Origin of the sequence: Epilithonimonas mollis, assembly GCF_900142325.1 — a bacterium.
Taxonomy (GTDB): Bacteria; Bacteroidota; Bacteroidia; order Flavobacteriales; family Weeksellaceae; genus Epilithonimonas; species Epilithonimonas mollis.
The window spans coordinates 1,280,673-1,299,866 of the sequence record NZ_FRAM01000001.1; the positions used below are offsets into that span (position 1 = coordinate 1,280,673).

The window sequence follows — 19,194 nt, forward strand, 5'->3', positions numbered from 1 at the left end:
TGGAAATTGCTAAATGTTTTTATCTTTGATCTACAAACTAAAAACATAAATTATGAGTTTACTAGACCTGATTACAGGAACCGCAGGCAACCAGGTTGCCGAACAAGCTGAAAACAAATTTGGGATCAGCAAAAAACAAATCATTGCTCTTCTGATAGTAGCTGCTCCCTTGGTAATCAGCTACCTGAAGAAAAAAACTGAAAATGCCGAGGAAGCAGACAAGCTGAATGCCACGCTTGACAAGCACCACGACGGAAGCATTCTAACCAATCCTTCACAAGCCCTGGAAAGAGAATCCGAGGGCAACTCAATCCTGGATCATATTTTTGGCGGAAACAAAGCGAACGTAGAAAACCAGCTATCTCAGAACACAGGAATCTCCATGGACAAGATCGGACCGGTCCTGGCAACTCTTGCTCCTGTCATTATGGGCTATATCGGACAGCAGAAGCAGGCTAACAATGTGAATTCCGGAGGCGGACTCGGAGGTCTTCTAGGCGGCATTTTGGGTGGTTCCGCACAGGAAGCCCAGGCCTCTGACAATCCTCTTAGTGATATTCTAGGCAGTGTGATCAGTGGAGCAACACAATCTTCCGGAGGTGGTTTAGGCAATATCCTGGGAAGTGTCCTTGGCGGAGAAAATGATCAAAAGCAATCTCAACAAGGCGGACTTGGCGGATTACTGGGAAGCATTTTTGGAAAATAGCTCCTTTTTATAATAAGTAAGCCGAAGATTATTCTTCGGCTTTTTTGGTTCTTTTTGGTTTCAGTTTTTCTTCAGTTTCCTCTGTTTTTTCTGCTTTTGGTTTTGTGGCTTTTGGCTTTAGTTCTGCTTTTACTTTGGTTGGCTTTTCTGCCACAGCTATCGGTTGAGAAGACTTTCTGGGTCTTGTTTTGCCATAGCTTCCGCGTACCCTTTTTCCTCTGGTGGATTTTTGATCACCTTTTCCCATAATAATAAGTATTTGATTATTACGAATTTATTAATTATTTTTTAATTAAACAATACCTGTGGCGTATCCCTCGCCATTGCTTTGCAGCCGCCCAGGTCGGGCTATCCGTTCCTATCTTTTTCTGTCCGTTGAACAGAAAAAGGATATCCACTACTATCCCTTACGCGCTTCGCCGGGATTCAACATTGGACATCAAAAAACCTTTCAATATCAATCAAATTAATTCCAGTCAAAACCCTATCTTTGCACTCGGAAATTGGACTGATAAAAGTCTAATACCTAAAGTCTAACATCTAACATCTAAAATAATGTTTCGTACACACACAAACGGCGAACTGACGCTCAAAAATCTGAATGAAAAAGTAACACTTTCCGGCTGGGTACAAACCATTCGTGACAAAGGCTTTATGATTTGGATAGACTTACGGGACCGTTACGGCATTACACAATTGGTTTTGGATGAAGAAAGAAGCTCAAAAGACTTGTTGGAAATGGCTAAGAAATTAGGTCGCGAATTTGTGATTCAGGTAGAAGGAACCGTTATCGAACGTGCTTCCAAAAACCCGAAAATCCCAACCGGCGAGATAGAAATCTTAGTTGGAAACCTAACTGTTTTAAACGAATCTCAATTACCTCCCTTTACCATCGAAGACGAAACCGATGGCGGTGAGGAGTTGAGAATGAAATACAGATATCTGGATATCAGAAGAAATCCGGTAAAAGACAAACTCATTTTCCGTCACAAAATGGCGCAAAAAGTGAGAAACTATCTTTCAGATTCGGGTTTCATTGAGGTTGAAACGCCTGTTTTGATTAAATCTACTCCGGAAGGCGCACGAGATTTCGTGGTTCCAAGCAGAATGAATCCGGGACAATTTTATGCGCTTCCCCAATCGCCACAAACCTTCAAACAATTACTGATGGTTGGCGGAATGGATCGATACTTCCAGATCGTAAAATGTTTCCGTGATGAAGATCTGAGAGCGGACAGACAGCCGGAATTTACCCAGATCGATTGCGAAATGGCATTCGTAGAGCAGGAAGATATTATGAATGTTTTCGAAGGAATGACCAAAACGTTATTAAAAGATATTACGGGGCAGGATTTCCAAGATTTCCCAAGAATGACTTTTGCTGATGCAATGCAGAAATACGGAAATGATAAACCGGACATCCGTTTCGGAATGGAATTCGTGGAGCTGAACGATTTAACAAAAGGAAAAGATTTTAAAATATTTGATGATTCTGAATTGGTTGTTGGGATTAATGTTGAAGGCATTGCAGATTACACCAGAAAACAAATCGACGAGCTGATTGATTGGGTAAAACGCCCTCAGATTGGAGCAAGTGGAATGGTTTGGGTTAAATTCCAGAACGATGGTGTCGTCACTTCATCTGTCAATAAATTTTATAACGAAGAAGATTTAAAGAAAATTACAGAAAGATTCGGAGCAAAAGCTGGAGATCTAATATTTATTATGAGCGGAAACGCCGACAAAGTGAGAACACAGCTTTCAGCATTGAGGATGGAACTTGGAAATCGTCTTGGTCTAAGAAAAGGAAACGAATTTGCACCACTTTGGGTTGTAGATTTCCCATTGCTGGAATTTGACGAGGAAAGCGGACGCTACCACGCTATGCACCACCCTTTCACGTCTCCGAAAACCGAAGACTTTAGTTTATTGGAAACCGACCCCGGAAAAGCAAGAGCTAACGCATACGATTTGGTCTTGAATGGAAACGAGATTGGCGGAGGCTCTATCAGAATATTTGATAAAGATTTGCAGTCAAGAATGTTTGACTTGCTAGGATTTTCGAAAGAAGAAGCAGAAGCTCAATTCGGATTCCTGATGAATGCTTTCAAATATGGTGCACCGCCTCACGGTGGTCTGGCTTTTGGATTCGACCGTTTGGTTGCAATCTTGGACGGAAACGAAGTGATCAGAGATTATATCGCTTTCCCGAAAAATAATTCCGGACGTGATGTGATGATTGACGCACCAGCGCCGATCCATCAGGAACAACTCACGGAACTGGAATTGAAATTAGATTTAAAAGAATAAATTAGGAGCGGGGATTTTTTCTCCGCTTTTTTTCTGACTATTTTTATAGTTAATTGAAGGAGAAAGTCATGATGTAATATTAAAATTTTAATTTAGTGCTTTTTGTCAGGAATTGAATCAAAGTAGGAAAATCTCTTCTCCAATCAAAAAATATATAAAATTGATAAAACTCAGCTCCCAAAAACAAAACACTAAGAGATATCCAATAACTTTGTAGTATAAAATTAATACTAAACCAATGTTTGACTGGCTACACACTTTGCTCCTTCCCGCAGAAACACCAACCGTTGCACAATCCATGATTACCATAATGCTAGCAATAGGATCCGGCGTTTTTTTTGGCAGATTAAAGATGGGAAAAATATCTTTTGGAGTTTCCGCGGTAATGTTTACCGGGCTTCTTCTGGGACATCTTGGATACAGAATCAATTACGAAATACTGGATTTCATCAGAGATTTTGGGTTGATTTTGTTTGTTTACGGCATCGGTCTTCAGGTGGGACCATCGTTCTTTTCATCTTTCAAGAATGAAGGACTGAAATTCAACCTGCTTGCTGTTTCCACGGTATTATTTGGTGGTGTGATTGCCGTGATTCTTCATAAAACAACCGGGCTCAGCATAGAGAATATGGTAGGGATTATGAGCGGATCCGTGACCAACACTCCCGGTTTGGGAGCTGCTAAAAACACTTTAGCGGAGCTGAGCGTGAAATTTCCGGATAAAACATTTGCAGATCCTACCATTGGCTATGCCATTACTTATCCTTTAGGCGTTTTCGGGATTATTTTTACTATTATTCTTTCGAAGACCTTTCTGAAAGTGCGACCAGATGAAGAAATGAGAATGTTCAGAAAATCTAAAATCAACCGGGAGGAACCTTTGATTCACAAAAAAATGAGAGTCAATAACTCTGAATATATTGGTAAAACCATTAATAAAATCCAGAAAGAAATTGGAATTGACATCATTATATCAAGGCTGAAACACAGCGGTTCAGAATCTGTCTTCTCACCTACTCTGGATACCATCATTCAGGATCGGGATGTATTAATGATTGTAGGCACGGAGGCGAATGCAGATCAGTTTATTCAGAAATTGGGGCGTCCCTCTACTGATTTATTTATAGAATCTGATTCTGAATTGCAAGTGAAAAACCTTTTTGTAACTCAGACTTCGGCTGTTCATAAAAAATTATCGGAGCTCGATCTTTATAACACTTACGACCTGAAAGTTACCCGTGTTTTCCGGGCAGGAAAGGAAATCATTCCGAGACCTTCCCTTGAGTTATTTTATGGCGACAAGATCCGCATCATCGGTTCGAGAGAAGCTATTTCTGAAGCCGAAAAAATCATTGGAAACCAAGAGAAAAAACTAATAGAGCCGGATTTCCTTTCGCTGTTCGCAGGATTATTATTAGGAATCATTGTGGGATCATTCCCTCTCGCTTTCCCGGGATTGCCAATTCCAATAAAATTAGGATTTGCTGCGGGACCGTTAATTGTAGCTTTGCTGATCTCCAGATACGGTGGGATATCTTTCATCCATTCCTACATCAACAACGGCGCAACATATTTTATGAAAGATTTCGGAATATGCCTGTTTTTCGCAGCCGTCGGGATCCATGCCGGAGAACATTTCTACGAAAATTTTATAGAGTACAATGGTTGGCTTTGGATGCTGTATGGTTCTGCCATCACGTTTATTCCATTAATTGTTATGGTGATTGTAGGAAGATTTTTCATGAAAATTAATTTCCTACAACTTGTAGGAATGATGAGCGGAAGTTACACAGATCCTGCCGCATTATCGTTCAGCACAAATTATCTTGACAACGATGTCCCTATACAAAGTTATGCACAGGTTTATCCTTTAGTTACGATTTTCAGGATATTTACAGCCAGTTTACTGATTTTGATTTTCGGATAGAAGCAGAAATTCCTGCTATCATAGAAGTTACTTTCCGAATGCATGTGTTTCCGTTTAATTGAGGTTATGAAGGGATTCTTTCGAATTCCGTGAATTTAAATACGAATTAATCTCAAAATAGAATTAAGGAAAACAATAATCCGAGAATAAGAAAGTTTTATATCCGTTTTTTAGATCTTTTATAGTGGGATATTTTTGGTCTTCGGATCAACTCATTTTTCATTATTTTATTGGGGTCTTTATTTTTCACGGATTTTGTATTCAGGAATAATATTGGGAAAATAATTCCGGATGTTAATGCCAGCAAAATAAAACTTGCGCTTAGCCCCGAATTCATTACATGAAGAAAAAATCTAAAATCTACATCTTTGTCACCCGCAGTTACAAGCTTTAGAATTCCGATTACAAATTCATAACCATGTTTCCCCGGAATCATATTAATAACTGCCGGAATGGTAAAAACAATGGGAGGAGTGTGAACCCGGTGCGCAAAATAAACGCCCAGAATCCCTACTACCGTTGCACCTGCAAGAGAAGCAAGAACGAATTGGCCTTCCATTACCGTACTAATCAATATCGTTTTAACTCCGAAGCCTAATGCACCTAGTAATGCTACTACCCAAAATGTTCTTTTCGGTGTGTTAAAAAAAATTGCAAAACCTAAAACAACAATTACAGCCCAAAAAATTTTCACAATAATTTCAAATGTTGTATCCATAACCGAATATAAATAATGATAAATAAAATCCTAAAGCAATAACGAATATCAGAATGCCGCCAAGAATCAGCTTGGCACTTCCGGAAACGATGTGCCCTTCCAATGTATCCAGAAATCCATTGATCAATGGAACTCCCGGTATTGTCCATAATACACAAGATGATAAGGCTGCATGGAAATCGTGTATCCCAAAATATCTGAAAATATTGACAACTGAAGTAGAAACAAAGGATGCAATAAAAAAACTTACAAAAATATTGAACTTGCGATCCAAAAAGAATTTTCTGGATATTATTCCAAAAAAACCGGCTAGAAAAGCAACAAAAAACTCAGTAACAGTTCCTCCAAAAACCTCGCAAAGTGCTGCTGTGGTAATACCTATTCCAATAATTTTAAGCCAATCCGGATAGCTTTTTTCTTTACGGATTTTTTCGAATTCTGTTTCCAGCTGTTCTACAGTCATCTTTTGCTGCTGGACATCCCAGCTGAGAATACTAATCTCAGAAATAATAGAAAAATTAACACCGTGGTGTGGTATTTTTTTTACGATCGTTCTTTTTTCCTTTGTTTTCAGATGCTCAACTGTAATAATAATTGCTGAATAGGAAAAAAAACTTTCCAGTCCCAAATCAAAAGGTTTTGCAATGCGATTAAGATTACGTGAGGTACGTGTAGAATTGGCACCATTAGAAATCATTACAATCCCTATTTCTACAAGTAATTCCGTCAATTTCTCAAGTCTCAGACTGTCTGGATTCATAGGTGTAAATTTAGGGCTAAAACTCAAATACTTATTATGCAATAAATCATTTTCCTGAAAAAACTGACGCATAGGAATTCGGTTATTATATTGTATTATTCAGAAAAATCAAGGCAATCTCGCCACAAAAAACTCCGGAGACATTTTCAATATCCAGTAGATTATTTTCCATTTCCAATTTGGGACAATTGTGAAGGACTTTCCAGCATTCACGATGTGTTTCGCCACATAATCCGGTTCCATTAGTAAAGATTGATTCAGGTCCAAACCTTCATTGATTTTCGTATTGATGTAACCACTCACCAAAACATTGACAATGATTTTTCTTGAATTCAATTCTTGTCTCAGACCAGCCAGATATTGCGTGAAAGCAGATTTCGTACTTCCATAAACGAAATTACTTTTCCGGCCACGAACGCCGGAAAGTGAAGATAAGCCAATAATTCTTTCCAGATTTTTGTTCGATTGATCCATTGTAATAATATTCAGGATAGAAACTGCGCCGGCATAATTGGTTTTCATCATTTCGAAAGCTCTATCAAAACTCTTCAACGCTTCCTGATTTCCCACTAAAAATCCTGCTGCATAAACAACTATATTTGGTTTTACAGATAATTCATCATAAAAATTCTGATGGGAACAAAACTCGTTCGCATCGAAATATTTAATCTCTATTTTAGATTTTTCCAGATAATTTTCATCAGCAAAACTTTCCAGAGATTTCAGATTTCTGGAAGCTGCAACCACAGAATAACCTTGGTTCGTGTACAGTTTAATCGCTTGTTTCGCAACATCCGAATTGGCACCGAGAATCAGAACGGTTTTATTTGAATTCATAATACAAAGATAGATTTTCAGAGAATAGACGGATAGATAATAGACTGACAAATTAATTAAAAATAAGTTTTTAATCAGTAAATTTGTAACGTTAGACGAAGATTAAGAAATCTATTATTTATCCGTCTACTATCTAAATTCTATCTATGTTTAATGTTTTAGGAAACTTTTTGACGCTTTCTTCTTTTGGTGAAAGTCACGGAGAAGCTTATGGCGGAATTATTACTAATTTTCCTGCTGGTCTTGAAATCGATATTGACAAAGTTCAACACGAACTTGACCGTAGAAAACCGGGACAATCTGCCATCGTGACTCAAAGAAAAGAAGGCGATAAAGTCCGTTTTCTTTCTGGAATTTTTGAAGGGAAAACAACCGGAACACCAATAGGTTTCATTGTTGAAAATGAAAATCAACGTTCCAAAGACTACGATCATATTGCACAGGCTTATCGGCCAAGTCACGCCGATTATACCTATGATCAAAAATATGGTATCCGAGATTATCGCGGTGGTGGAAAGTCATCTGCCCGCGAAACCTTGAATTGGGTTGTTGCCGGAGCCATAGCAAAACAGCTTCTGCCGGAAATTGAAATCAATGCTTATGTTTCTTCGGTCGGAGAAATCTTCTGTGATAAACCATATCAGGCATTGGATTTTTCAAAAACCGAAAACAATATCGTTCGTTGTCCTGACGAAGAAACTGCCGAAAAGATGATTGAAAGAATCAAGGAAATCAAAAAAGAAGGCAATACGATTGGCGGAACGGTAACTTGCGTTATCAAAAATGTTCCGACTGGTTTAGGCGAGCCGATTTTCAATAAACTGCACGCCGAATTGGGAAAAGCAATGCTGAACATCAACGCCTGCAAAGGTTTTGAATACGGAAGTGGATTTTGTGGTGCAAAGATGACAGGAAAGGAACATAATGACCTTTTCAACCAGGATGGAACAACACAATCCAATCTTTCCGGCGGAATCCAAGGCGGCATTTCGAATGGAATGGATATCTATTTCCGCACAGCTTTCAAACCGGTGGCAACGATTCTTCGTCCGCAGGAAAGCATCAACAAAGAGGGAGAAAGTGTAACCGTTGAAGGAAAAGGCAGACACGACCCTTGCGTGGTGCCGAGAGCGGTTCCAATCGTGGAAAACCTTGCCGCTTTTATATTGGCAGATATGTATTTAATCAATAAAACCAGAAAAATATAATGGACATCAGATCATTTTGGGACAATGCTGTCTCCTATACAGAATATCTTCGGGATGCCGGAGAAAGATTGGGAAATCCGAAAGATACACATGAAGCAGAATATGAGGAATATTACCGCTTAGGAATCCTGAGAATGAACAGGATGTGGGACAAATATCTTCCTAATTCTGAACAGGTTGAAACTCTTGCAAAAAAGAAATTCAACGGAAAAATACTGATTATTTCCGAATCCTGGTGTGGCGATGCGAGCCAGGTGATTCCTGTTGTGGTGAAGTTTTTCGAACAGTTTGAAGTTAAAATCACTTATCGTGACCAAGAACCTTCTTTAATAGATGATTATCTGACCAATGGTGGAAAATCGATTCCTGTAGTGATTTTTCTGGATGAAGAATTCAATGAAATTGCTCATTGGGGACCAAGACCCAAACATGGAACTGAACTCTTGAAGAAGCATAAAGAAAATCCGGAAGAATTCACAAAAGACCAATTCTATGTAGAGTTGCAGACTTATTATGCAAAAAACAGAGGTTTTGATACGATTGGTGAACTTCTGGAATTAATCTAAAAAAATGAAAAGCCGTTTGTTTTTAATGATTATATTTTTGACTTCGCATTTTGTGTTGTCACAAGTTGGAAATCTACTCAAAACAGAAGATTTTTTCATTGAAAAATATCAAAGAATCTCCAATGAGCAGGATTCAGAAATTAAAGCTAATCTTTCGTTAGATTATTTCGAAACGTTCAAAGATTTCCTTTCTAAAAATCAGAAAAGCTTTACTTATGATTTTCAGAAAATTAAAAAAGAAACCGGCCTTTATGTAGCAACTTCCAAGGATGGAAAATTGAGATTCTACACGTGGGATACGCAAATGGGCGGGACGATGAAAAATTTCGCACAGATCATTCAGTTTCAGTCTGATGGAAAAGTTGCTACACTGTCAAATAATTCTGACAATGATGCTTACTTTGTCTCGAAAATATTTGATGTCAATATTAATAACAAAAGATATTATCTGGTCATTTCCAATGGCGTCTTTTCTACTAAAGATGTTTCGCAAGCAGTTCAGGCTTTAAGAATTGAAAATGGAAAACTTATCGATACGGATAAAATTTTCAGAACTAAAAAAGAAACACTGAACAGGATTGAATCTTCATTTGATTTCTTCAGCGTTGTCAATCGTCCTGAGCGTCCTTTGGAATTGATTACATTTGATGACAAAACGGATTCTGTTTATTTTCCTTTGGTCAATGAAAAAGGAGAAGTTACCCCGAAGAGACTGGTTTACCAGAAGAAAGGAAACTATTTTGAATTCAAAGGCATTCAATAAAATTTAAATTTATTATATATGAATTTTCTGAAAAAAAATCTGATTTATATCGTTCTGGTCGTTGTCTTATCGGCTTTTGTATTGATCAAACCGCTTCGCGATTTTGTTTCGGAACAGATTGCGATGAGCCCGACTGTAGCGAAGATCAATAATGAAACTATGCTTTCGGAAGACGTTCTGGACATCGATTTGAAAGGCATCAACACCAGCAGTACAAACTTAAAGAATCTGCGTGGAAAAGTTTTGTTCCTGAATTTTTGGGGAACATGGTGTCCGCCTTGCAGAACGGAGTGGCCAACAATTGAAAAGTTGTACGATCTGAAAAAAGATAAGCTGGAATTTGCGCTGATCGCAATGCAGGATCAGGAGGAAGATGTCAAAAAATTCCTGAAAGATAACAATTACACCGCACCTGTCTATATTGCAGAAAGTCCGCTTGATCCCAAGATTCTGCCTTCAGCTTTTCCTACAACTTATCTTATAGGAAAAGACGGAAGAATCCTGAAAAAAGAAGATAGCTCTATGGATTGGAGCAAAGATTCGGTTTTGGAATTTGTGGATAATGTCACGAAATGATGAACCGATGATTCATTAATATGATAAAAAAATCGCCTGGAATCCGAGATCCCGGGCGATTTATATTAGATAATTTAAATTATTTCTTCTTTTCTATTCCGAATGTCTCCGGAAATCTGCTCATTGTAAAGTCTCTGGAAATAGCTGCTTTCTCGAACTTCAGCTTTCCGCTTAATGTTTCCAAAACTACACCGTCTTCACTGATAGAAAAAATAGTGCCGTGCATTCCTGAAGTTGTTACTACTTTTGCGCCCGGTTTCAAAGCTTCCTGAAAGGTTTTTTCCTGCTTTTGCTTTCTCATCTGCGGACGGATCATCAGGAAATAAAATCCGACGAACATCAGTCCGATCATCAAAAGTGTTGGTGTCATAGACTGTGCAGGAGCGGCTTGTAAAAATATTGTAAGCATAATTGTTATGGTAATATGTTAGCTGAGAAAGTTAGTTTAACCGGTGCTTTTTCTACATTCAAGAAAACGTCTGCAGATTTATAAACAGAACCGTCAAAGTTGGTAGAATCGAAGTGTAGCGTGATTTTTCCTTTTTGCCCTGGCAAAATCGGTTCTTTTGTATAGTCCGGAACTGTACATCCGCAACCCGGCTTAACGTTAGAAATAATCAGAGGATTCTTTCCGGTGTTGGTCACTTCATAGATATGCTCTACTTTTTCGCCTTTTTTGATATCTCCGAAATTATGATCCGTTTCGCTGAAGGCAATCGTTGTCAATGGCTTGCTTTGTGCTTCTTTCAGCATCTCGCTTTCCTCAGGTGTTTCTTGCTGAGAAAGGGCTTCAACAACTGTTTTTGCCTGTGCAGAATCCAAATCTTTTGCAGATGAAGTTTCTTCTTTTTTGTTACAAGAAAAAGTTAGCGTGCAAAGTGCTGCAACTGCTAATATTTTAATTGATTTCATTGTAAAAATATTTTTTTGGTTAAATTCGACTTAAATCTTTGGTGTATTTGTCCAGGATTCCGTTGATAAAGATATGGGATTTTTCCGTTCCGTAAACTTTGGAAACATCAATATATTCATTGATGATGATTCTGGAAGCGGTCAATGGGAAACTGTCCATTTCCGTGATGGCTGCTACCAAAATAATCCTGTCTATCAATGAGATTCTTTCGAGATCCCAGTTCAGTAATTTGGCTTCCAGCTTCTTCTCCGTTTCTTCCCAGTTATTGAGACAGTTTCTAAGAAGTTTTCTTGCAAAATCCTCATCTTCATCGTCTTTCAGCATCCGGATAAGAGTGTGAGACGCTTCCTCTTCTTTCATGAATCCAATGGTTTTCTGGATCATAGAATTGGCAATATGAAAATCATCTGCCCAGGACATTTCTTTTTCTTCGAACCTGTCATGCAGATCGGTATTTTCCGCCACATATCTCAGGAATAGTTTACCAATAAACTTCTGGTCATCTTCGAATGAAATCTCATTATCCGTCATATAATCCTGATAACGTTTTCCTGCTTTGATTCTTTGAAAGGTTTTTACAAGCACTTCATCATTCGGATCCCAAATCAGTTCTTTATGTTTTTCAGAAAAACTTCTTCTTTCCTCATTGTCTTCCAGCTGAATAAGAATCTGATTCCTGATGAATTTCTGATTCGGGTTCTCATTTTCTGCCGTCTTGATAAACTTGTTTTTCCCAATCTCAATCTGGTCTTCTGCCAGACGTTTCAGTCCAACTAAAAAATTGAGTTCGTAGATGTAGAGGTGATAAATTTTATTGATTTCTGAGAACATATTCTTCTGCAGAATATCGAATTTTATTGGATTTTGATAATAAGAATAGAGTGTTTCTACAATTTTTTCGCGGATTTGTCGTCTTCCCAGCATTTCAAAGAACTTTTTTGTGGCTGCAAAGATAGGGAAAATTGTTGCAATGTCAAATTCTAATCGGCGCTTAACTAAACTTAAAAATATTGAATTATAATAGAAATTGTGCGGACAAAAATCAATACTCTTTTTGAGAGTCAATTTTTTCCAGCTGCTTCAGGTTTTTTGAAAGCCTCCCCAATAAAATACCGTAAGCCAGTTTATAATATAATAAAATCAGAATAATACTAATCAAAAGACTTAAACTGACTGCAAAAACAAGACTCCAGAAAGTAGGATTATCAACGTGAATATTTTGTCTCCTTATTGTCAGAGTCAATAGGCTAATCAGACTGCCAATAAATAGAACGAGTAGAAAAACATTACTAAATATAAACAGGTTAACCGTCTTTTTGAACTTAATGATATGTGTAATGAACTTTTTAAGATTAGACTCGACATCGATTTTCTTATAATTCAGATAAAAGACGATAACGAAAACACCTGTTATCACAAGACTAAGAATTTTCATCGCGTTATATATTTTGTCAAGAGAAAACTCTACTTCAGACTGATCTCTGATCTGTAATTTATTCAGAATATTGGTAAAATCCGTATGGAAATCACTGGAAAAAATCGTAAGAAAATTAATAACGCCGAAAACAATAAATTCTGCAATACTGATCCACAGGATGTACTTAACATAATTCCTGGATTTTTTGTTGAGCATTACTTCGATCTCGTCCTGGTTATATCCATCAGAGATCACCTGATCCTGCCACGTTTTTTTTAGAGTATCAATGTCGAAATCTTCTGAGTTAGGCATGTTTTATCATTAATTCTTTTAATGTTTTCTTCAGTCTGTTCATTTTTACACGGGCATTCACCTCTGTGATACCGAGTGTTTCGGCTATTTCCTTATAAGGCTCATCATCCAGGTACATCATAACAATCGCTCTTTCTACATCGGGAAGTAACTTGATTACTTTATACAGCAGGGAGATCTGCTGTTGTTTTTCGTCAGAATCTTCCAAAAAATTTTTGCTGTGGAAATCCTGAAGCTCGTCTGTTTGCGGTTGTTTGGTTTTTTTTCTGAATAAGGTGATTGCTGTGTTCAGCGCAACCCTGTACATCCATGTAGATATTTTGGAATTGCCCTGGAATGAGTCGTAAGATTTCCAAAGTTGTAACACAATCTCCTGAAAAAGGTCTTCCTGATCTTCCAGAGAATGGGTATATAGCCGGGAGACTTTGATAATAAGTCCCTGATTATCTTTTATCAGCTTAGAAAATTCTTTCTGTTTATTCTCCATTCCGGAAACGAAGATAAGGATTTATTCTTTTTTTTTGTTAATTGTTAATTTATAATTAATTTGTTAAAAAATTACTAATTTCATTATATTATATTGATTATATTTGACTTATGCTTATCAATAAAGTTGCCAAATATATTTTTTCTTTCGGATTAATTTTGATATTCAGCTGTACAAATCAATCTGCTGTACAATATTCTTATGAGAATCAGACCGAAAATGAAAAACCGAAACCAAAAATGGTTTATTTATTTTTCGAAGGTGAAAAGACTGACAGCGGCAAAGAAATCATCAAACTGGTAGACAAAAAAGTGTCTGACGGTTTTTTTAAAAATGAAGAATTCGGAAGTGCAAAAGATATTACAAATAGTTTTTATAAGATTATTTTATTTGATAAGAATAATCAGATTTTCAAAACATCAGTCATAGATAATCCTTTCTCGCCGGTTTTTGAATCCTATGGAAAAGACAGCATGGAGAAACAGGTCGGAAACCTTTTAAAAGCAGAATTTTTCTATCGTTATAATGATAATGGCGGTCTTTCCAGGTTGGAAATTTATAAATCAGACTCGCAGCAATCATCCCTAATATTCACTTTAAAACTATAATTATGAAACACTTTTACTTACTTTGTTTTTTATTATCCAATCTTTTTCAAAGCCAGATATTTGATCTGGTTCCTTTGCTGGAAAGCGGACCTAAAGATAAAAGGATCAATCTGGTGATATTGGGTGATGGCTATACGGCTAGTGAGCAAACTACTTTTATGCAGGATGCTACTTTTGTCTCTAACTATTTGATGACCAGGCCGCCTTATTCCAATTACAAAAATTATTTCAATGTCTATGCGCTTAAAGTGATTTCTCCGGAAAGTGGTGTTAAACATCCTGGGACGGCTAGTGACGTTACGGAACCTGTAATTCCGGTTTCTAATCCAAATAATTATTTCAATACATCGTATGACAATTCCGGAACGCATCGTTGCGTTTATGGCAGTGTGAATAAAGTGACCCAGACTCTTGCAACTAACTTACCTGAGTTTGATATAGCATTAGTCCTAGGCAATGATACAGAATATGGGGGCTGCGGCGGAACTTATGCTTTTCTTTCCCGAAATGAACAGGCTCCTGATGTGGCTTATCATGAACTTGGACATTCTTTCGGGAAATTAGCAGATGAGTATTGGTTTTCCGGTTCCGGGGAATCTCCGAACAAAACCAAAACTTCTGATCCGACAACCGTCCGATGGAAAAACTGGCTGAACAGCGGAAGTGTGGGCATCTATCAGTTTACTGAAAATACATCATGGTACAGACCCCATCAAAATTGTGAGATGCGCTATCTTAACAAACAATTCTGTAATGTATGCAGAGAAACGCTAATTGAAAAAATACATATAACGAAAAACCCGATTGATAGTTTTACACCTTCCAATGCCACAACTATAACTACAAATCAAAATATAGACTTATCAGTCAGTTTAATTTTACCGATTCCTAATACTCTGAAATCCGAATGGAAATTAAATAACACGTTTCTCGCGGCAGATATCAGTAATTTAACAATACAGCCTTCACAACTTAATATTGGGTCAAATAACGTTTTGTTTAATGTTTATGATAATACTACGATGGTTAGAACGGATAATCACAGCATTATTCATTTATCAACAATATCATGGACCATTAATAAAACGCAACTTGGAGTAGACGATGTCAGAGCAAGACAAATGGATTTTATCCTTTATCCTAATCCCGCCGAAGATTATGTAATTATTGAAAGTAAATCAGGTTTTACAGATAAAGTCGAAGTTAAGATAACAGATAATTCTGGTAGACTTATCAAAAAACAATATGTTGATCTGAACAAACAGGAAAAAATTGATATTTCCAAACTTAACAATCAGAACTATCTCATTAATGTGTATCAAAAAGGAGCAATGATATTATCTAAAAAAATGACCAAAAAATAGAAAGTTATATTTATTTTTGCATTCAGAGAAGCGTGGCTTGTTGATTCAATTTTAGGATTGGGTAGGAAAGTCCGGACACCTTAGGGCAGCATAGCGGATAACATCCGTCATTTGTGAAAATAGGACAAGTGCAACAGAAAGCAGGTACAGTTCGGCTGTAGTGAAACCAGGTAAACTCTATGCGGTGCAATGCTAAGTATATCATCAGTTAAGAGCGGCTCGTTCGTTGGTGAGGGGTAAGCAGCTAAAGTTTTGCAGTAATGTAAGACGTAGATAAATAACAAGCTTCAACAGAATCCGGCTTATAGCGCTTCTCTTTTCTTATTTCATTAATTTCACTAAAGGTTCAAAATTCTTTATCTACAAATAAAATTTTCAAATGCGATAAGATTATTCAATTTTAATATAAGCCAATACTTTGCAGCCTGTATGTTGGATATTAAACTAATCATAATTTTAAAAATTACATTGTATTAAATTTCGCAAATAAATTTCGTTGTTATTTACCTAAAGTATATGCATAAAAAAACCTCAATCAAGTAAATGATTGAGGTTTAAAAAAACTGGCGGCGACCTACTCTCCCGCTTTCGCAGTACCATCGGCGCTAGAGGGCTTAACTTCTGTGTTCGGAATGGGAACAGGTGAGCCCCTCTGCTAAAACCACCCTAAATAAGGTATATGTTGTTAGTTATCGGTTGCTGGTTGATAGACTTCTTTACTATCAACTGTCAACTTCTAACTGTCAACTTTATTTAATCGATAAAAACGTTCACAAAGAGAGAACCTTAGTTGCGCAAGCAAACACTTGGGTTTATTGTAACCAATAGGCTATAAATCTACGGGTAATTAGTACTACTCGGCTATGACATTACTGTCTTTACACCTGTAGCCTATCAACGTCGTCATCTCCAACGACCCTTAAAAGATGTCTCATCTTGAGGCGAGTTTCGCACTTATATGCTTTCAGTGCTTATCTCTTCCAAACATAGCTACTCAGCGGTGCACCTGGCGGTACAACTGATACACCAGAGGTTTGTTCAATTCGGTCCTCTCGTACTAGAATCAAGTCCTCTCAAACATCTAACGCCCGCAATAGATAGAGACCGAACTGTCTCACGACGTTCTGAACCCAGCTCGCGTGCCACTTTAATGGGCGAACAGCCCAACCCTTGGGACCTTCTCCAGCCCCAGGATGTGACGAGCCGACATCGAGGTGCCGAACCTCCCCGTCGATGTGAGCTCTTGGGGGAGACTAGCCTGTTATCCCCGGAGTACCTTTTATCCTATGAGCGATGGCCCTTCCATACGGAACCACCGGATCACTATGTCCTGCTTTCGCACCTGATCGACTTGTAGGTCTCACAGTCAAGCACCCTTATGCCATTACACTCTACGCACGGTTACCAAGCGTGCTGAGGGTACCTTTGAAAGCCTCCGTTACTCTTTTGGAGGCGACCACCCCAGTCAAACTACCCACCACGCAATGTCCTTCTTTCGAAGTTAGGCTCCAAGTAAACAAAGGGTGGTATTTCAACGTTGGCTCCACCGACACTAGCGTGCCAGCTTCATAGCCTCCCACCTATCCTACACATTGTTTACTCAAAGTCAATACGAAGTTATAGTAAAGGTTCACAGGGTCTTTTCGTCCCATTGCGGGTAATCGGCATCTTCACCGATACTACAATTTCACCGAGCTCGTGGCTGAGACAGTGCCCAGATCGTTACACCATTCGTGCAGGTCGGAACTTACCCGACAAGGAATTTCGCTACCTTAGGACCGTTATAGTTACGGCCGCCGTTTACTGGGGCTTCAGTCAAACGCTTCGCTTACGCTAACGCCCTTCCTTAACCTTCCAGCACCGGGCAGGTGTCAGACCCTATACAGCATCTTTCGATTTAGCAGAGTCCTGTGTTTTTGATAAACAGTCGCCTGGGCCTCTTCACTGCGGCCAACATTGCTGTTGGCGTCTCTTCTTCCGAAGTTACGAGACTATTTTGCCTAGTTCCTTAGCCACGACTCACTCGAGCACCTTAGGATTCTCTCCTCGACTACCTGTGTCGGTTTTGGTACGGGTTGCTTCACTTCGGCTTTTCTTGGAAGCGAGTTCACTACAGCAGCTTCGCCCGAAGGCTAGGCCTTGACTATTCCGTCAGTCTTCAGCAGCTACGTCACTCCGTCCCCTTTTTAGTGTGAGCAAGTATGGGAATATTAACCCATTGTCCATCCACTACCCCTTTCGGGTTCGCGTTAGGTCCCGACTAACCCTCAGCTGATTAGCATGGCTGAGGAAACCTTAGTCTTTCGGTGAGGGGGTTTCTCGCCCCCTTTATCGTTACTTATGCCTACATTTTCTTTTCTGTCCGCTCCACAATACCTCACGATACTGCTTCGGCGCAAACAGAATGCTCCCCTACCAGATATAATAAATTATAAATCCATAGCTTCGGTAATATGCTTATGCCCGATTATTATCCATGCCGGACCGCTCGACTAGTGAGCTGTTACGCACTCTTTAAATGAATGGCTGCTTCCAAGCCAACATCCTAGCTGTCAATGCAGTCCAACCGCGTTGTTTCAACTTAGCATATATTTGGGGACCTTAGCTGTTGGTCTGGGTTCTTTCCCTCTCGGACATGGACCTTAGCACCCATGCCCTCACTGCCGTGGAACATTTATTAGCATTCGGAGTTTGTCAGGAATTGGTAGGATTTGACTCCCCCGCATCCAATCAGTAGCTCTACCTCTAATAAACTTATCACGACGCTGCACCTAAATGCATTTCGGGGAGTACGAGCTATCTCCCAGTTTGATTGGCCTTTCACCCCTACCCACAGGTCATCCGAAGACTTTTCAACGTCAACCGGTTCGGTCCTCCACTTTGTGTTACCAAAGCTTCAACCTGCCCATGGGTAGATCACAAGGTTTCGCGTCTAATCCTACTAACTATGCGCCCTATTCAGACTCGCTTTCGCTCCGGCTCCGGACCTGAAGTCCTTAACCTCGCTAGTAAAATTAACTCGTAGGCTCATTATGCAAAAGGCACGCCGTCACACCATATAGGTGCTCCGACCGCTTGTAGGCGTACGGTTTCAGGTTCTATTTCACCCTTCTATTCGAAGTGCTTTTCACCTTTCCTTCACAGTACTTGTTCACTATCGGTCTTTCAGGAGTATTTAGCCTTGGAGGATGGTCCCCCCATATTCAGACAGGATTTCACGTGTCCCGCCCTACTCATTTATCATCTTAATATACCTTTCGAATACCGGGCTATCACCGTCTATGGCTGTTCTTTCCAGAACATTCTTCTAAATATATAAAGACTTTTGGGCTAATCCGCTTTCGCTCGCCACTACTTACGGAATCTCTTCGATTTCTTTTCCTCCGGGTACTTAGATGTTTCAGTTCTCCGGGTTTGCTCTCTAATAAATTAGAGTAATACATCTTCAATGTATTGGGTTGCCCCATTCGGACATCTGCGGATCAATTCGTGTGTGCCGATCCCCGCAGCTTTTCGCAGCTTACCACGTCCTTCTTCGCCTCTGAAAGCCTAGGCATCCGCCATACGCCCTTAACGATTTCTTTCCTATTTTTAGGTTACTCAAGCGCTTGTTTGCGCTCGGTTTTCTCTTTGTGATGTCTTTACCGTTAATGTCAATGATCTTAATTTCTTTTTATTTGTCTGATGAACGAATATTGTTTTTGGCTCTATCCGTAACTTTT

18 protein-coding genes, 2 rRNA genes and 1 other RNA gene are annotated in these 19,194 nt (G+C 38.9%); 10 read left to right on the plus strand and 11 right to left on the minus strand.

Features of this window, described 5'->3' with window-relative positions; genetic code table 11:
• Positions 1–52 precede the first annotated feature (52 nt).
• Positions 53–706 carry a DUF937 domain-containing protein gene (locus BUA97_RS05690; protein ID WP_072996844.1) on the plus strand — a complete coding sequence of 218 codons (654 nt, stop codon included), beginning with the start codon at positions 53–55 and terminating at the stop codon, positions 704–706.
• A 28-nt stretch (positions 707–734) separates the two neighbouring features.
• Here the strand turns inward: BUA97_RS05690 and BUA97_RS17435 are convergent, their stop codons facing one another.
• Positions 735–953 (minus strand): 30S ribosomal protein THX, encoded by a 219-nt coding sequence (locus tag BUA97_RS17435; RefSeq protein ID WP_072996845.1) that lies wholly within the window; start codon positions 951–953, stop codon positions 735–737.
• A 308-nt stretch (positions 954–1,261) separates the two neighbouring features.
• Between BUA97_RS17435 and aspS the strand changes: the two genes are divergently transcribed.
• Together aspS and BUA97_RS05705 are read left to right on the plus strand one after the other, a co-directional pair.
• Positions 1,262–3,016 carry an aspartate--tRNA ligase gene (gene aspS, locus BUA97_RS05700; protein ID WP_072996846.1) on the plus strand — a complete coding sequence of 585 codons (1,755 nt, stop codon included), beginning with the start codon at positions 1,262–1,264 and terminating at the stop codon, positions 3,014–3,016.
• 238 nt (positions 3,017–3,254) lie between these two features.
• Positions 3,255–4,943, plus strand: a complete 1,689-nt coding sequence (locus BUA97_RS05705; RefSeq protein ID WP_072996847.1) for a putative transporter — start codon at positions 3,255–3,257, stop codon at positions 4,941–4,943.
• A 157-nt stretch (positions 4,944–5,100) separates the two neighbouring features.
• Here the strand turns inward: BUA97_RS05705 and BUA97_RS05710 are convergent, their stop codons facing one another.
• From BUA97_RS05710 to BUA97_RS05720, 3 genes are all read right to left on the minus strand, one after another.
• Positions 5,101–5,661, minus strand: a complete 561-nt coding sequence (locus BUA97_RS05710; RefSeq protein ID WP_072996848.1) for a threonine/serine exporter family protein — start codon at positions 5,659–5,661, stop codon at positions 5,101–5,103.
• Positions 5,645–6,421: a threonine/serine exporter family protein gene (locus tag BUA97_RS05715; protein WP_072996849.1), complete on the minus strand. Its 777-nt coding sequence runs from the start codon at positions 6,419–6,421 to the stop codon at positions 5,645–5,647. The genes BUA97_RS05710 and BUA97_RS05715 overlap by 17 nt, the downstream gene beginning before the upstream one ends.
• Positions 6,422–6,529: 108 nt before the next feature.
• Entirely contained in the window at positions 6,530–7,258 is a 729-nt protein-coding gene (locus tag BUA97_RS05720) for an SDR family NAD(P)-dependent oxidoreductase (RefSeq protein WP_072996850.1), read from the minus strand.
• 146 nt (positions 7,259–7,404) lie between these two features.
• Between BUA97_RS05720 and aroC the strand changes: the two genes are divergently transcribed.
• Genes aroC through BUA97_RS05740 form a run of 4 tightly spaced genes read left to right on the plus strand, consistent with a single transcriptional unit; the run spans position 7,405 to position 10,371 of the window.
• Positions 7,405–8,466, plus strand: a complete 1,062-nt coding sequence (aroC, locus tag BUA97_RS05725; protein WP_072996851.1) for a chorismate synthase — start codon at positions 7,405–7,407, stop codon at positions 8,464–8,466.
• A complete protein-coding gene (locus tag BUA97_RS05730) occupies positions 8,466–9,032 on the plus strand; it encodes a thioredoxin family protein (RefSeq protein WP_072996852.1) in 567 nt (188 codons plus the stop codon). Before aroC ends, BUA97_RS05730 begins: the two co-directional genes overlap by 1 nt.
• A gap of 25 nt (positions 9,033–9,057) precedes the next feature.
• Positions 9,058–9,795: a hypothetical protein gene (locus BUA97_RS05735; protein WP_139258243.1), complete on the plus strand. Its 738-nt coding sequence runs from the start codon at positions 9,058–9,060 to the stop codon at positions 9,793–9,795.
• Between the two features lie 18 nt (positions 9,796–9,813).
• Positions 9,814–10,371 (plus strand): TlpA family protein disulfide reductase, encoded by a 558-nt coding sequence (locus BUA97_RS05740; RefSeq protein WP_072996854.1) that lies wholly within the window; start codon positions 9,814–9,816, stop codon positions 10,369–10,371.
• A 79-nt stretch (positions 10,372–10,450) separates the two neighbouring features.
• Here the strand turns inward: BUA97_RS05740 and yajC are convergent, their stop codons facing one another.
• The 5 genes from yajC to BUA97_RS05765 form a co-directional block, all read right to left on the minus strand.
• Entirely contained in the window at positions 10,451–10,780 is a 330-nt protein-coding gene (gene yajC / locus BUA97_RS05745) for a preprotein translocase subunit YajC (protein ID WP_072996855.1), read from the minus strand.
• Between the two features lie 5 nt (positions 10,781–10,785).
• Entirely contained in the window at positions 10,786–11,283 is a 498-nt protein-coding gene (locus tag BUA97_RS05750) for a DUF1573 domain-containing protein (protein ID WP_072996856.1), read from the minus strand.
• Between the two features lie 19 nt (positions 11,284–11,302).
• Positions 11,303–12,208 carry a transcription antitermination factor NusB gene (nusB, locus tag BUA97_RS05755; protein WP_072996857.1) on the minus strand — a complete coding sequence of 302 codons (906 nt, stop codon included), beginning with the start codon at positions 12,206–12,208 and terminating at the stop codon, positions 11,303–11,305.
• A 118-nt stretch (positions 12,209–12,326) separates the two neighbouring features.
• On the minus strand, positions 12,327–13,013 hold the full coding sequence (locus tag BUA97_RS05760) for a hypothetical protein (protein WP_072996858.1): 687 nt from the start codon (positions 13,011–13,013) through the stop codon (positions 12,327–12,329).
• Complete coding sequence (locus BUA97_RS05765) at positions 13,006–13,500, minus strand: RNA polymerase sigma factor (protein ID WP_072996859.1); 495 nt, start codon at positions 13,498–13,500, stop codon at positions 13,006–13,008. The genes BUA97_RS05760 and BUA97_RS05765 overlap by 8 nt, the downstream gene beginning before the upstream one ends.
• Before the next feature lie 110 nt (positions 13,501–13,610).
• On the opposite strand from BUA97_RS05765, the gene BUA97_RS05770 reads away from it, so the two are divergent.
• The 3 genes from BUA97_RS05770 (at position 13,611) to rnpB (ending at position 15,793) form a co-directional block, all read left to right on the plus strand.
• Positions 13,611–14,108: a hypothetical protein gene (locus BUA97_RS05770; protein WP_072996860.1), complete on the plus strand. Its 498-nt coding sequence runs from the start codon at positions 13,611–13,613 to the stop codon at positions 14,106–14,108.
• A 2-nt stretch (positions 14,109–14,110) separates the two neighbouring features.
• The gene (locus BUA97_RS05775; protein WP_072996861.1) at positions 14,111–15,472 is read left to right on the plus strand and encodes a M64 family metallopeptidase; all 1,362 of its coding nucleotides are present in this window, start codon (positions 14,111–14,113) and stop codon (positions 15,470–15,472) included.
• Between the two features lie 24 nt (positions 15,473–15,496).
• An RNA gene (gene rnpB / locus BUA97_RS05780) (RNase P RNA component class A) lies at positions 15,497–15,793 on the plus strand.
• 240 nt (positions 15,794–16,033) lie between these two features.
• Here rnpB and rrf read toward each other — a convergent pair.
• Positions 16,034–16,141 (minus strand): 5S ribosomal RNA (gene rrf / locus BUA97_RS05785).
• Positions 16,142–16,299: 158 nt separating this feature from the next.
• Positions 16,300–19,056: ribosomal RNA gene (locus BUA97_RS05790) — 23S ribosomal RNA — on the minus strand.
• Between the last annotated feature and the right edge of the window lie 138 nt (positions 19,057–19,194).